10 protein-coding genes and 4 pseudogenes are annotated in these 13,741 nt (G+C 59.6%); 6 read left to right on the top strand and 8 right to left on the bottom strand.

The features are described 5' to 3' along the window. From bioD to bioB, 4 genes and pseudogenes are all read right to left on the bottom strand, one after another. Window positions 1–519 (bottom strand): annotated as a pseudogene (gene bioD / locus BRA471DRAFT_RS39560) (dethiobiotin synthase); the annotation flags it as partial. Continuing rightward, a complete protein-coding gene (locus BRA471DRAFT_RS08345) occupies window positions 516–1,670 on the bottom strand; it encodes an 8-amino-7-oxononanoate synthase (protein WP_007606195.1) in 1,155 nt (384 codons plus the stop codon). The pseudogene bioD and the gene BRA471DRAFT_RS08345, both read right to left, overlap by 4 nt. A 77-nt stretch (window positions 1,671–1,747) precedes the next feature. Next, a complete protein-coding gene (gene panD / locus BRA471DRAFT_RS08340; RefSeq protein ID WP_007606192.1) occupies window positions 1,748–2,101 on the bottom strand; it encodes an aspartate 1-decarboxylase in 354 nt (117 codons plus the stop codon). A gap of 49 nt (window positions 2,102–2,150) precedes the next feature. Continuing rightward, entirely contained in the window at window positions 2,151–3,146 is a 996-nt protein-coding gene (gene bioB, locus BRA471DRAFT_RS08335; RefSeq protein ID WP_007606176.1) for a biotin synthase BioB, read from the bottom strand. 366 nt (window positions 3,147–3,512) lie between these two features. Here bioB and BRA471DRAFT_RS08330 point away from each other — a divergent pair, with 366 nt between their 5' ends. The 3 genes from BRA471DRAFT_RS08330 (at window position 3,513) to BRA471DRAFT_RS08320 (ending at window position 5,889) form a co-directional block, all read left to right on the top strand. After that, window positions 3,513–3,818, top strand: coding sequence for a Dabb family protein (locus BRA471DRAFT_RS08330; RefSeq protein WP_007606174.1), 306 nt, complete (start codon window positions 3,513–3,515; stop codon window positions 3,816–3,818). A gap of 98 nt (window positions 3,819–3,916) precedes the next feature. Continuing rightward, entirely contained in the window at window positions 3,917–5,311 is a 1,395-nt protein-coding gene (pabB, locus tag BRA471DRAFT_RS08325) for an aminodeoxychorismate synthase component I (RefSeq protein ID WP_007606172.1), read from the top strand. Beyond that, window positions 5,308–5,889: an aminodeoxychorismate/anthranilate synthase component II gene (locus BRA471DRAFT_RS08320; protein WP_007606170.1), complete on the top strand. Its 582-nt coding sequence runs from the start codon at window positions 5,308–5,310 to the stop codon at window positions 5,887–5,889. Before pabB ends, BRA471DRAFT_RS08320 begins: the two co-directional genes overlap by 4 nt. A gap of 312 nt (window positions 5,890–6,201) precedes the next feature. On the opposite strand, the gene istB is transcribed toward BRA471DRAFT_RS08320, so the two are convergent. Together istB and istA are read right to left on the bottom strand one after the other, a co-directional pair. Next, a complete protein-coding gene (gene istB / locus BRA471DRAFT_RS08315; RefSeq protein WP_007605871.1) occupies window positions 6,202–6,945 on the bottom strand; it encodes an IS21-like element helper ATPase IstB in 744 nt (247 codons plus the stop codon). 11 nt (window positions 6,946–6,956) lie between these two features. After that, window positions 6,957–8,489 (bottom strand): IS21 family transposase, encoded by a 1,533-nt coding sequence (istA, locus tag BRA471DRAFT_RS08310; RefSeq protein ID WP_083843304.1) that lies wholly within the window; start codon window positions 8,487–8,489, stop codon window positions 6,957–6,959. A 312-nt stretch (window positions 8,490–8,801) separates the two neighbouring features. On the opposite strand from istA, the gene tnpB reads away from it, so the two are divergent. Both tnpB and BRA471DRAFT_RS36570 read left to right on the top strand, forming a co-directional pair. Next, complete coding sequence (tnpB, locus tag BRA471DRAFT_RS36575) at window positions 8,802–9,143, top strand: IS66 family insertion sequence element accessory protein TnpB (protein WP_007606167.1); 342 nt, start codon at window positions 8,802–8,804, stop codon at window positions 9,141–9,143. Window positions 9,144–9,187: 44 nt separating this feature from the next. Further along, window positions 9,188–10,051 (top strand): annotated as a pseudogene (locus BRA471DRAFT_RS36570) (transposase); the annotation flags it as partial. Between the two features lie 227 nt (window positions 10,052–10,278). Here the strand turns inward: BRA471DRAFT_RS36570 and BRA471DRAFT_RS08300 are convergent. Then, a pseudogene (locus BRA471DRAFT_RS08300) lies at window positions 10,279–11,284 on the bottom strand (IS110 family transposase). Window positions 11,285–11,347: 63 nt separating this feature from the next. On the opposite strand from BRA471DRAFT_RS08300, the pseudogene BRA471DRAFT_RS38130 reads away from it, so the two are divergent. After that, a pseudogene (locus BRA471DRAFT_RS38130) lies at window positions 11,348–11,713 on the top strand (transposase); the annotation flags it as partial. A 336-nt stretch (window positions 11,714–12,049) separates the two neighbouring features. Here the strand turns inward: BRA471DRAFT_RS38130 and BRA471DRAFT_RS08295 are convergent. Then, complete coding sequence (locus tag BRA471DRAFT_RS08295; protein WP_007606166.1) at window positions 12,050–13,561, bottom strand: porin; 1,512 nt, start codon at window positions 13,559–13,561, stop codon at window positions 12,050–12,052. Window positions 13,562–13,741: the final 180 nt, after the last annotated feature.

The raw sequence follows: 13,741 nt of genomic DNA, 5'->3' as shown, positions 1-13,741 counted from the left end.
GCAAATTGCGTTCTCAGTTTCGGCATTTTGATCACCGATGAATGCAACCCCGAGAATAGGAATCTGGCGCCTTCGCAGCGCTTCTATCGACAGCAGCGAATGGTTGATCGTGCCCAACGCCGTGCTCGCGCAAAGCACGACTGGAAGCCGCCATCGCTCGAAGATATCCACATAGAGTGTGCCGCCATCTAAGGGCACCATGAGCCCGCCGGCGCCCTCGATCACGAGAGGCCGGTCCCCAATGTCCGGCAGGTTGAGCGAATCGATATCGATGCGAATTCCGTCAAGCTCGGCGGCATGATGGGGCGAAGCGGGCGTTCGAAGCCTATATACCTCCGGCACGATACGATCAGGCGAGAGACCGCCTAGCTTTGCGACAAGCTGGCTATCAGTCTCTTCGTCAAGCCCAGCCTGAATCGGCTTCCAATAATTGGCTCCGATAAGATCGGCGAGCCCTGCGCAGAACACCGATTTCCCGATGCCCGTACTTGTGCCGGTTACTACTATCCGCAGGCTCATCGAGGCCAGCCCATGGTCTGCTCCATCAGAGCATCGAGCATCGTACGCACGTCCTGCTCTCCAACGTTGAGCGTTAATGATATTCGCAATCGGGCTGTGCCTGCCGGTACGGTTGGCGGTCGGATTCCGCGAATATCGAAGCCACGCTCCTGCATCGCCGAGGCGAGCTGCATCGCTTGTGCATTGTCGCCGACGATATAAGGCACAATGTGCGAGTCCGAAGGACATCGTAGACCACGCGCCTTCATCTCGCGATGTGTGAAAGCGACCAAGTCTGCCAAGCGCTGCTGCCGTTCGGGTTCTTGCTGCAAGATCAACAGCGCCTCGCGGATGCCAACTGCCATCAAAGGCGATGGCGCAGTCGCGAAGATAAACGGACGAGAGCGATTGATCATGAAATCGCGCATCGCCTTGGAGGCAGTTACAAGTGCCCCCGCAGCGCCCAGAGCTTTGCCGCAGGTATGGATGACCACCAGATTTTCACTTTTCTCATAGGGCGCGGTTAGTCCTCGTCCCTGGTCTCCGTACACACCGGTGGCATGCGCCTCGTCCACCATCAGGAACGCCTCATGCCTGCTCGCGATCGCGACCAGGTCTTTAAGCGGCGCGAAATCGCCATCCATGCTGTAGACACTTTCGACGACGATCCAGACGCGCCCCATTCCGCCCTCGGACCGCCAGGCACGGATGGTGTCTTCGACTGATTGGGGATCGTTATGACCGCTTATCCGAAACTCCGCCCGGCCGGCTCGCGCGCCTTCATGGATACTCGCGTGCACAAGAGAATCGAGTATGAGTAGATCGCCGCGCTGCGGCAGCGTTGTCAGGATAGCGAAGTTTGCGACATATCCGCCCCCAAAGAAAAGCGCCGTCTCCGCACCAAAGAACCTCGCAGCTTCCGCTTCGAGATTTTCGTGCTCCTCGCAATTTCCACGGAGAAGTCGTGATCCGCCGGCTCCAATCGGTATGCCCGCCTCGAGCGCAGCCAAGAGAGCGTTTTTCATACGCGGCGCGCTCGCGAGCGCCAAGTAGTCGTTCGAGGTGAAATCAACCCCCGCTCGGCGCTTCAGAGTTCGCAAGCGGTTGTCATCTTTCAGGGCACGCAAGGCCCGAACATAGGTGTCGACATTGCCGATACCGGCAGGGTTCATTGCTCACTCCGAGGACAGATACGAGCCGGCTTTGATGGCCGCAAAGGACACAAATCGAGGGACCCGACGAGCAGTTGCTAGTCTGACAGAATGCGGTTTTCCCGGCCGACCCGCACGACGCGTGGCCTGAACGTCCTTGCTTCCGCGTCATCAAACAACGCATATGCAACAATGATTATCTTGTCTCCAGGCATTGCCAGTCTCGCGGCCGCACCATTTAAACCGATTATGCCCGACCCTGGCGGCGCTTCGATCACGTTGGTGGCAAACCGCGCTCCAGTGTCGATGTTGTAGATTTCAACGCGTTCGTTGGTCAGAAATCCTGCCGCTTGCGATAGGGCGCGATCAATGGAAATCGAACCTTCGCAGTGCAGATCGGCTTCGGTCACGGATGCCCGGTGGATTTTGCCTTTCATCAAAGTAATCTTCATTGTTCACCTGAGCTGGCGTTTTTGCGCATAGAGCGCTCGCAGATCCGCTTCATGCAAGATTCGATTTGACGCTGAGTCGGACTAGCAAATTCGCGTCAGGGTCGCGCTGCGGATTCTTGGTGGTCAGCAGCACATCACCCATGAAGATCGAATTTGCTCCGGCAAGGAAGCACCGCGCCTGCAGTTCATCGGTCATATATTGGCTTCCGGCGGACATCCGGACGACGCTCTTCGGCATCATGATCCGGGCGGTCGCGACCAGGCGAACCAAGGCGATCGGATCGGGGCGCTCAACGGTGTCATTGACGGGCACACTCGAGACTTCATTCCACAGGTTGATCGGAACGCTTTCCGGATGGCTCGGCAGATTGGCTAGCAGCACCAGCATGCCGAGCCGGTCTTCGACGCGCTCGCCCATGCCGATAATGCCGCCGCAGCAGACCTCGATTCCGGCCTCGCGGGCATGCGCCAGGGTGGCAATGCGATTCTGCAAGGTGCGGGTGGTGACTATCTTGCCGTAGAACTCCGGCGAAGTATCAACGTTATGATTGTAGAAATCGAGCCCAGCCCCGGCGAGCCGAGCAGCCTGCGTGGGCGTCAGCATGCCAAGCGTGACGCATGTCTCCATGCCAAGATCCTTGACTGCGCTAACCATCTCGCAGACCTGATCGAGATCGCGATCTTTTGGACTACGCCAAGCCGCCACCATGCAGAAGCGAGTGGCGCCGGCGTGCTTGGCGCACCGCGCCGCCGCTACCACGGCGTCGGGATCCATCAGGCGGGTGGCTTTTAACCCCGTGTCGTAGTGCGCACTCTGTGAGCAGTAGCCGCAATCTTCCGGGCAGCTGCCTGTCTTTATGCTGAGCAGGCTTCCCGTTTCGACGTGATTTGGGTCGAAGTTCACGCTATGAATGCTCTGCGCCTGATGCATCAAGTCGGAAAATCGAAGGCCATAGAGCGCTTCGGCTTCGGCAAGCTTCCAGTCATTGCGGACCGGAGCAATGGTTTTGCTACCGTTCTGCTGGTGTCCTACAGCAGCAACCATAAGATCGGCTTCCCACTAGCTAGATTGTCGGGCGCAGCCCACAACCGGAGCTTCTACGCTCTCCCGAATGGGGAAAAATCGCCAACTTTCATCAAACGCGCGCGCATCATGCGCCTAGTTGTGCTTTGGCGCGGAAATCCGTCGTCAAGCTCGGCCAGCTCAGTGACTCGTGAAGATAAGGCCGAGCGCAGTGCGGCCGGGTTCAGACCGGCGGGAGCGGCGCGGATGGCGAAGTCTCGCTCATGTCGCGCACGTTGGGGACACTGGGAGACCTCGTCGGCCCCAACAGAAGTGGCGGCAGCCGTTGCGGTGAAGCCGATCCCGAGATAATTGAGAGACCCAGTCATAGGATCACGACCCTCATCCATGATTCGTCACATCGTGTTGTTTACTGCCAAGGATAAAGCTCACATCGATCGTATGATGGAGGGATTGTCGATTCTGACCACAATTCCACATGCGCGCCGGATCGAGGTTGCTCGCAACCAGAAGAGCGATCAGATAGGAAACGAAATTGACGTTGTGGTCTATGGTGAGTTCGACAACGAGATGGAACTCGCATCCTACAAAGCGCATGAGCTATACAAGGAATCGATCAGGCGGGTACGACCGCTCCGAGAGATACGGTTCGCGGCCGACTACTATGTATCAACAGAGCCGGTGTCGCACTGAATGGACTTAATAACCCGAGTTACCCTGCAAAAGGCAGCTGTAGATTGTGGGCCCCCGATCAGTCGTTTTCATGAGTTTGCGGCAGGCGGCTGATAGAGATGCATGTCCGCGAGTTGCAGTGGATTGAGCCTGTCCCGGCGATGCGACGTCTCGCGCATCGCCCGCACCTCACGTTTCTGGATAGCGCGGCGCGACATAAGTTGCTCGGACGCTACTCGTATCTGACCTGCGACCCGTTCAGCACCTATAGGGTCGATGACGGGCAAGCGAGCTGCAACGGAGCGGCTCTCGACGGAGATCCATGGACAGCTCTTCGCGAGCTGCTCAATAAATATCCCCAAGAGCATCACGACGATCTGCCGCCATTTCAAGGAGGTGCGGCCGGTTTCTTTGCTTACGATCTGAATAGGACATTGGAGCGACTGCCGCTGCCGGCAATTCCCGGTCAGGGTTTGCCGCAATCCATGCTGCATTTCTATGACATGGTCCTCAGCTTCGATCACCGCGACAACAGATGCTGGATTGTTTCTACTGGATGGCCGGAGCAGGATTCCGCGCGTCGAAGATCGCGCGCACACCGACGAGCGGACGAATTTGTTGGACTGCTTGCTGGCTCAGAAACACCCCGAGATTTCTTGCCGGGCAAAGCGGGCGCGTGGCATTCAAACTTCAGTCGGGAGGGCTACATTGCGGCGGTAAGCCGGGTTATCGAGCTCATCCTTGCTGGAGACGTGTTCCAAGCCAATATCTCGCAGCGCTTCAGCGCCAAGCTACCAGCCTCATTTGATCCGCTTCATTTCTATTCCCAGCTGCGGGCATTCAATCCGGCCCCGTTTGCAGCTCTCCTACGGTATGGCGATCTCACCATCGCATCGAGCTCCCCGGAACGCTTCCTAAAGCTTGATGGGAGGCGTGTCGAAACGCGCCCCATCAAAGGCACGATTGCGCGGTCTGGTGAGTCCAGGGAAGACCAGCGTCGAGCCGAAATGCTAGTTACATCCGCAAAGGACCGGGCTGAGAACACGATGATCGTCGACCTTCTGCGCAATGATTTGTCGCGCGTTTGCACCGCGGATTCAGTCGATGTTCCCGCGCTTTGCAAGCTCGAATCCTATGCCTCAGTCCACCACCTCGTCTCGGTCGTTGCAGGTGAGCTTGCACCAAATCGTGATGCTGTCTCGCTTCTTTGCGCTTGTTTTCCCGGCGGCTCAATTACTGGGGCCCCAAAGGTACGATCGATGGAAATTATCACGGAGATCGAGGGTGTTGCACGCGAGGTCTATTGCGGGTCGATCGGCTTCATCGGCTTCAACCGGCGCATGGACACGAATATAGCGATACGCACTGTAACGATAGAGAACGGCCTGGCTGCTTTTCATGCAGGAGGCGGTGTAACGGCAATGTCCAACGCGGAGGCCGAATACGAGGAGACGCTGGCCAAAGCGCAACGAATCTTTGACGCGTTTGATGCTGTCACATCCGGTGTATCTTGATTGTCATAATCGACAACTACGACTCTTTCGTCTTCAATATTGCGCGCTATTTCCGCAAACTTGGTGAAGCAACGGAGGTGATCCGCAATGACGCCGTCGGTCTCAGCGATATTATTAACTTGAAGCCACGCGCTATCGTTATCTCGCCCGGCCCCTGCACTCCAACTGAGGCCGGATTATCCACAACCGTTGTCCGCCAATTTTCAGGTCATATTCCAATTCTCGGCATTTGTCTTGGGCACCAGTGCATCGGCAGCGTTTTTGGGGGACGGGTGGTGCGTGCAAGACGTCCTATGCACGGCCGGTCTTCGTACGTAACGCATGTTGGTCGAGGACTGTTCAACGAGATCCCTTCGCCAGTTTGCGTGGGCCGCTATCATTCTCTTGTTGTTGAACTCGATGGGGCATCCGATCCGCAGCTCGCAGTGACAGCTCGTTCGGAGGAAGGGGAGATTATGGCCATCGCGCATCGCCATCATCTAACGTTTGGCGTACAATTCCATCCAGAGTCGATCCTTACTCATCAGGGGCACACCGTCCTGATGAACTTCTTGCGGCTGGCAGAGCGCTCCGTCTAGATGGAAATCGGCGATCGCACGCGCACATCGCGTTCAAGCGCGCGAACGCGAATGCGGATTCCGACGAAGTCGCCCAGGCGTACCGATATGAAGTCGCCCGTGGATTCCGAGACGATGTCGCCCACCTTTCCGATTTGATCTCGCCCAGCGGCGAGGCGTTCTGGCCGGCTGGTTCTCTGGCATCGGTCAAGCCGCGTGGTCAATCTGGAATCGCGACTTCAACCTGTTTTTCTTCTTCTGCGGTTGCTGTGGGCATGTGGGCAACGCGATTGCGTTGTCCAAGCGCAGCGGCATGTCCACAGCGCCACGGGCTCAAGTCTTTCGGGCGGATTGCCGGGTTCGGCGCAGGCTCTCACCGGTGAGGTCGAGCCGATGGGCATTGTGGACGAGGCGATCGAGCACGGCGTCGGCATAGGTGGGATCTCCAATGAGCAGATGCCACTGGTCCACGGGGAGCTGGCTGGTGACGATGGTGGAGCGATGACCGTAGCGATCTTCGAGGATTTCCAGGAGGTCGTGACGGGCACCGGCGTCGAGCGGCTCGAGTCCCCAATCATCGAGGATCAGCAGATCGACACGGCCAAGGCCGCGCAACAGGCGTGGATGGCGGCCGTCGCCGCGGGCGAGCGCCAGATCGTCGAACAGTCGCGGGACGCGCTGATAGAGCACGGAGCGATTGTCGCGACAGGCCTTGTGGCCGAGCGCCGAGGCGAGCCAACTCTTGCCAACGCCGGCCGGGCCGCAGATCAGGAGATTGACGTGGTCGTCGATCCAGCGGCCCTCGACAAGCTTAGCGAACAGCGGGCGGTCGAGACCGCGCGGGGTGCGGTAGTCGATGTCCTCGACGCACGCCTGCTGGCGCAGCTTGGCGTAACGCAGGCGAGTGGCGAGCCGTTTGTCGTGCCGCAGCGAGGCTTCACGTTCGAGCAGCAGCGCAAGCCATTCGGTGTGACCGAGGCTTGCGGCCTCACCGGTGGCTTCGATGTCGGCGAAGGCCTTGGCCATGCCGTGGAGGCCGAGGGCGTTGAGGCGGTCGAGGGTCGGATGGGTGAGCAAGGGATGATCTCCTAATTGTAGTAGCGCGGTCCGCGGATGTTGGCATGCAGGATCGGCGCATCGTCCGCGGAACGCTGGTGAGCAGAACGCCGATCGAGATTGTTGGCGAGGATCGACTTGACCGAACCATAGGTGCGCGCGCCGATGTCGATTGCCCGCGCAGCCGCGGCGTCCAGCCGTTCGCGCCCATAGGAGGCGGCGAGCCTGAGGATGCCGAGGCAGGCGCGGAAGCCTTGCTCGGGGTGCGAGCGCTCGTCGAGAATGAGGTCGCACAACGCGCTGGTCGCCGGCCCGATCGCGGCGGCGTCCTGGCGGATACGCGCGATGGTCCAGCCGGCGTAGCGCCGATGGCTGGAGGCCATGTGCTCCGGCACGGTGGTGTGTTTGTGATTGCCGCTCATGCGCTGATGCGCGGCGATCCGCTCGCCCTTGTGGAAGATCTCGACGGTACGGGCCGTGAACCGCACCTCGACCTCGGCGCGGGCGAAGCGATGCGGAACGCTGTAGTAATGCTTCTCCACCTCGACGTGGTAATCGAGACTGACGCGGCGGATCCGCCACTCGGCGAGGACATAGGGGGACGCCGGCAATGGCTTGAGCGCCGGCCGGTCGACCTCCTCGAGCAACCGGCGGCGTGTCACGCCGAGCCGCCGGATCGGCCGTTCCTCATTCAGCCTCGTGAGCAGTTCGCCGATCGCCGCATTGACCTCGGCCAGGCTGTAGAAGGTGCGATGGCGCAGGCGGCCGAGCAGCCAGCGCTCGACGATGAGGACGGCCTGCTCGACCTTGGCCTTGTCGCGCGGCTTGCGCGGCCGCGCCGGCAAGATGGCGGTGCCGTAATGCGCCGCCATCTCCGCGTAGGTACGATTGATCTGCGGGTCGTACAGGCTCGCCTTAATGACCGCGACCTTGGTGTTGTCGGGCACCACCAGCGCCGGTATGCCGCCGATCGCCGCGAAGGCGCCAACATGGGCGCTGATCCAGTCGGCGAGCCCCTGCGTCCACGTCGCCTGCGCGTAGGTGAAGCTCGATGCGCCGAGCACGGCGACGAAGATCTGCGCCGTTCTGCGCTCACCGGTCAGGCGGTCGACCACCACCGGCACGCCATCGCCGGCATAGTCGACGAACAACTTGTCGCCGGCCGCATGGGCCTGGCGCATCGTCACCGACAGGCGGCCCTCCCAGGCGCGGTAGAGCTCACAGAAGCGCGAGTACCGGTATCCGCCGGGCTCGGTGGCGATATATTCCTCCCACAGGATCGACAGCGTCACGTGCTTGCGTTTGAGCTCGCGGTGCACGGTCGCCCAGTCGGGCTCGGCGATGCGGCGGTGACCCTGACGGTTGCCATTGCCGGTCTTCGCGAACAGGCGAAGTTCCAGAACCGTGTCGGTGACGTCGTCTGGCAACGGCCAGCTCAAGCCCGCGGCCTCGAACCGCCGGAGCGCCAGGCGCACCGTCGAGGGCGCCGCGCCCACCCGTCGCGCAATCTCGCGGCTCGGCAGCCCGGCCGCCTTCATTCTGATCACATCGCGCACACGGCGCATCGCAAGCCTCTCCGTCGGCATCCAGGGTCCCCTTCGCAAAGCCGAAAGAGTTGACCCTATGGGAGCCAGAAGAGGCCTCGTCACCCGGGCGACATCATCCCGGAATGGTGGGCGACATCATTTCGGAACGGGTGGGCGACTTCAAATCGGAATGGTGGGCGAGATCATCTCGGAATCCTGGGCGACATCGATCGGAATCCGCACGCGAATTTCGGACGTCTAACTCTATTAAAGCGGGATGGGGTTAGATAGTCGATTGCGCGCGTCATTGTTGATGCAGGCGTCGACGTTGGGGCGCTTCCTGGATCCGCAATGATTCCGGTCTCTACGGGAGTTCGGGTGTGGTTGGCGACGGGCCACACGGACATGCGCAAAGGCTTCGCCTCATTGTCGTTGCAGGTGCAAGAGGTGCTGCGCCGCGATCCGCTGAGTGGTCATGTGTTCTGCTTCCGCGGACGTAGGGGTGATTTGTTGAAAGTGATCTGGCATGACGGCCAGGGAGCATGCCTGTCTACAAAGAAACCCGAGAGAGGTATCGTTCTGTCTGGCCGTCGCTGGCGGACGTCGATCTCGCAGGCGCAGATGAGCTACCTTTTGTCCGGCGTTGATTGGCGCAATCCTCAAGAGGCTTGGCGTCCGACGAGCGTGGGCTGAGAGTTTGTCGTTGAATTTGGCGGTGAATGTGATTCCATCTGATTATGGGATCTGCCGCTGACGGACTGCTGTCCGATCTCGCCGCTGCACATGCAATGATCCTGGCCGAGCGCGCCGCAAGGCTTGCGACGGAAGCCAAGCTTGCTGAAGCGGCCAATGCCCACGCGAATCAATCGAGCACTGAAGGGCTGATCGCCCACCTCAAGCTCGAGATCGAGAAGCTGCCGCGGACGTTCTATGGCACGCGCTCGGAGCGGTCGGCGCGGCTGCTCGATCAGCTAGAGCTGGAGCTTCAGGAGCTTGAGGCGGCTGCAACTGAGGATGAACTTGCAGCCGAGAAGGCAGCAGGCAAGACGCAGACGGTGCGCTCGTTGAGCGCAGGCGGCCCGTCCGCCAGGCCTTCCCCGACGACATCGTGCGAGAACGCGTGGTCCTGCCGGCTCCGACGCAATGCCCCTGCTGCGGGTCGGCGCGGCTGTCGAAGCTCGGCGAAAGCGTGACCTCGACGCTGGAGGAGATCCCACGCCGGTTCAAGGTGATCGACACGGAGCGGGAGAAGTTCAGTTGCCGGGACTGCGAGGCAATCACACAGTCACCGGCACCGTTCTATGCCACGCCGCGGGGCTATATCGGACCGCAGCTTCTGGCGACGATCCTGTTCGACAAATTTGGTCAGCATCAGCCGTTAAACCGTTAAACTGACAGAGCCAGCGCTTCAAATGCGAGGGGATCGACCTGTCGGACTCGACGCTGGCGGACCACGTTGGCGCCGGAGCGTTCGCGGTCAGCCCTATCTTTGAACGGATCGAAGCCCATGGCTCTCCGCCGATAGCCTCCATGGCGACGACACCAAGATCCCGATCCTGGCGAAGGGAAGGACGGACACCGGGCGGATTTGGACCTATCTATGGACGGTCCCCGCTTTGCAAGGCCATTTGCTTTGTTTTGGCTAACGATCGTTTGCCGCTATCTATCCGGCTTTATGGCATGCCACGAGCCTTGATGAGATCCGCGGATCGGCGCCCAATTACGTTGGCGAGCTCTGAAGCTCGATAGGTCCAACGGGCTTAGCCGACCCCGGTCCGACCGGTTGCCATCACTCTGCTTTGCCCTCGCAAACGGAACCACGCTCGATTTATACTTGCGCGCGGTATTCTTCACCATTGGCCATGATCGCCCAAGCGATCCGTGCAGTTTTGTGAGCGAGCGCCACCGTCACGACATTGAAGGGACGCGTGCCGAGCAGCTCTGTTATCCAGGTATTGGTGACCTGATGGATACGGACGCGATGAACGGCCGCTCGGGCGCCATGTATTAGCAACTTACGAATGTAGCCGTCGCCACGCTTGCTGATACCGCCCCAAACGCTCCCTTCCCCCGGTCGAATGCTGCTTCGGTACTAATCCAAGCCAGGCGGCGAAATGCCTTGCCGAAGCGAACTGTTGTGGATGATCGACAGACGCCGCCAGGGCGGGTGGCGGCAAATGGGCCGATGCCCGCCACCTTCATGAGACGCCGACAGACTTCATTGTCTTTGGCAGTTGCAAGGATCATTTTCTCGTGGCTTTCAATGTGTAGCTCAAGGTCTTCGATCTGATCGACAAGGATTGAAAGAGCGCTACGCGCGCTCTGTGGGATGCGCTCGTCAACGTCCACGAGTGCCATGAGCTCTCTCGCGTTTGCTTTTCCCTTCCCGGTCACGATTCCCAACTCGCCCAAATGACCACGCAGAGCATTTATCGCGCCTGTGCGCTGTCGAATAAGCAAATCTCGCGTGCGATGTAGCATTAAAATTCCCTGCTGTTCGACGGTTTTTACAGGGACAAAGCGCATGCCAGGCCGTTGGACGGCTTCCCAGCACGCCTCCGCATCAGCAGCATCATGCTTGTTTGTCTTCACGTAGGCTCGGACGTAGCGGGCCGGCATAAGACGTGCTTTGTGACCAAGCTTTATTAGTTCACGAGCCCAATGATGAGCGCTGCCGCAAGCCTCAAGACCAACGAGACAACTTGGAAGCCGTGAAAAGAAATCGAGAACCTTCCCGCGCCGCGGGCGAGCTTCTTGCGGATAATTTCTCCATCCGCCGTAATCCAGTGGATTTGAAACCAGCTCTTCGAGATATCAAGCCCGATTGTCACCATAGCTTGTCCTCCTTCTTGAGGTGCCCTTTCGCAGCTTATCAGGGCGGGGACCGTCCATCTCATTATGTCCGCGACGATCGGCCATTTGGCGGGCAAGGTCCGTCGGCGGCGCTGTTTTACGCCTCGCGCGATCGGCGCGGCGAACATCCGGCGCGGCATCTTCAGGACTTCGCCGGCATCCTTCAAGTCGACGCCTATAGCGGGTTCAACGCGCTCTTCCATCCCGGGCGCAAGGCGGCGCTCGCCACGGCCGCCTTCTGCTGGGCGCACGGCCGCAGAGCATTCTTCGAACTGGCCGATATCGCCCAGAACGCGAGGCGCGGGCGGTCGGCGACAGCGATCTCGCCCATTGCGCTGGAAGCGGTCCGTCGGATTGACCAGCTGTTCGAGATCGAGCGCGAGATCCACAATGGCTCTGGGACGTGGCGAACGGAATGGACACAGAGGATGGCGCATCTGGGTTTACGGCATAGGTGACGACCAGTCATGGCGTTCACCGACTTCGGCATCGAAAACCTGACGGAACTCATCAGGATGCACAAGGAGGACCCCGAACTCCTCAAGCGGTGGAATCGGTGAGCCCCTGTCCGCGGCCTAGCTCGGATGGATACGTTCTCAAGTCTCAATCGCATATTTGACGCAGATGCTGGCCAGAGAGTTTCAACATATTAAAAGGCCTCCGGTGGGCATACCGGAGGCCTTCTTGGAGGTTAAACTTAGAGTGATAGAACCGCTCTTTCTCCTTCCGCTCGTTTGACTATGAAATCAGAACACGCGCTGGGCGCGAAAATACATGGAGAAGCTGCCCTGGTCCTTAAGCTCGTACGCGGCGCCAGGCTTGGCGATAGCGGACTGTGCCGGGAGTGCCACGGTGCTTCCGCTTGCAAACTTCTGATCGAGCATCATGTATGCGAGCTCGGCCGAAAAAGTCAGGTTCTTGACTGGCGTCCAACCCGTTTTCGTGCCGATAACCGAGTAGTTAAAGTCGGGGTTACAGCCTCCACCGCCGCTTGAGAGCGCCAAGTTTGTCACGAGGGCACCGCAAATATAGCCTTTGGCAGTATTATTGTAACGCACGGCAGCATATGCACCAAAGATGGTGCTCGCCCAATGGGGATCCCAGTTGTGCGTGTACCCGCCATTGAAACCGTATGTCGTGGTTAACTGCTGGCCGGAGCCACTCGCGAACACCGAGTCAGACACACCAGCGAGGCTGACGCTCTGGTACGCGCCCGCGAGACCCGTGCCTCCATACATCGCGAAGCTAGGAGCCGCCATATAGTCCTGGAAGTTGTAACGGCTTGCACCGTTCGTATAGACCGCTGACATGTTGATTGTGTCACCCGCACCGGTCGGGATGTTCTTAATCGACAGTGCCAACTGACCCGCCCAGCCCCACTTGTCGTCCGGATGGCCAGTGATCTCTGAGGCGCCATAGTATGCAGCATGGTTGTCATGCGCCGCAAATGAACCTTTGAAGTAACCCCAAGCCTGATCAACAGTAACCGACGCGATGAGGTCTGGAGCTCGCGAACCGCCGAAGTCGTTCGCGCCCCATGTACCGGTTGCCATGCCCGCAGCTGTTGCCGCGCTCACGTTCCAGATAGCGAGTTGCTTATTCGCGACCTGATCTTCAGCAGACAACGACGCCGTGATGCCCTGGCCAAAGTCAAAAGTGTAGGCGAATTCGTTGACGGGATCCCACCCGGCGGAGCCTGGCAGCTCGTAGGCATTCGCGGGATACTGGGCCCAAGGGGTGCTGAACTGTGAAGTAGCTCTACCGAACGTGAAGCCAGCGAACTGGATGAACGTGTAATAGAGAGCGGGCGTAGCCTGTGCGACCTGATTACCGACCGCCGTCGAATAGCTCGTGCCCCCGTTCCCGGCACCGGTATAGGCGCCCCCTGTAAAGGTCCAGGCCAGCTCGGCGAAGGTGCGGACCACACCGAACTCGGTGGCGGTACGCGTATCGATCGAGAGGTCTTGACGAGCACGCGCGCTGTAATACTCACTAAGGCGGTTACGCGCGCCCCCCACACCGTTGTCGGCTGCTTCAAAATGGTAGCTGGTGTTCAGGGTGACTTCCGCACGCGCATAGCCGCCCAATTTAATACAGGTGTCGGTGCCTGGGATGTAGTAAAAACCGGCACCATATAGTGAGCACACCTTCACGTACTCAATCGCCTTGGCCTTGACGGGGAGATCGGCTGCTTGCGCCCCGCCCACCGCGATCAGACCTGCCGCCGAACCCAGAAAAAGGCGCTTCGCCATCTTCATTAAAGACCTCCAAACGTTTCACATCAAGAGTGGCCGCTCTCACCCCAGAGACTTGCCACCTCTGCCCCCATCATTCTCGATCTGAAGGGCCTTCTCGAACGCCTACTGATGTTGAACCAGCGGCGTCGCGGCGCGGATCATTCCGCCGCTCGCATCGCCACGTTGACAGATTGCGATAGG

Source organism: Bradyrhizobium sp. WSM471 (assembly GCF_000244915.1).
In the GTDB taxonomy this organism is placed as follows: Bacteria; Pseudomonadota; Alphaproteobacteria; order Rhizobiales; family Xanthobacteraceae; genus Bradyrhizobium.
This window is presented reverse-complemented; position numbering and strand designations above follow the sequence as displayed.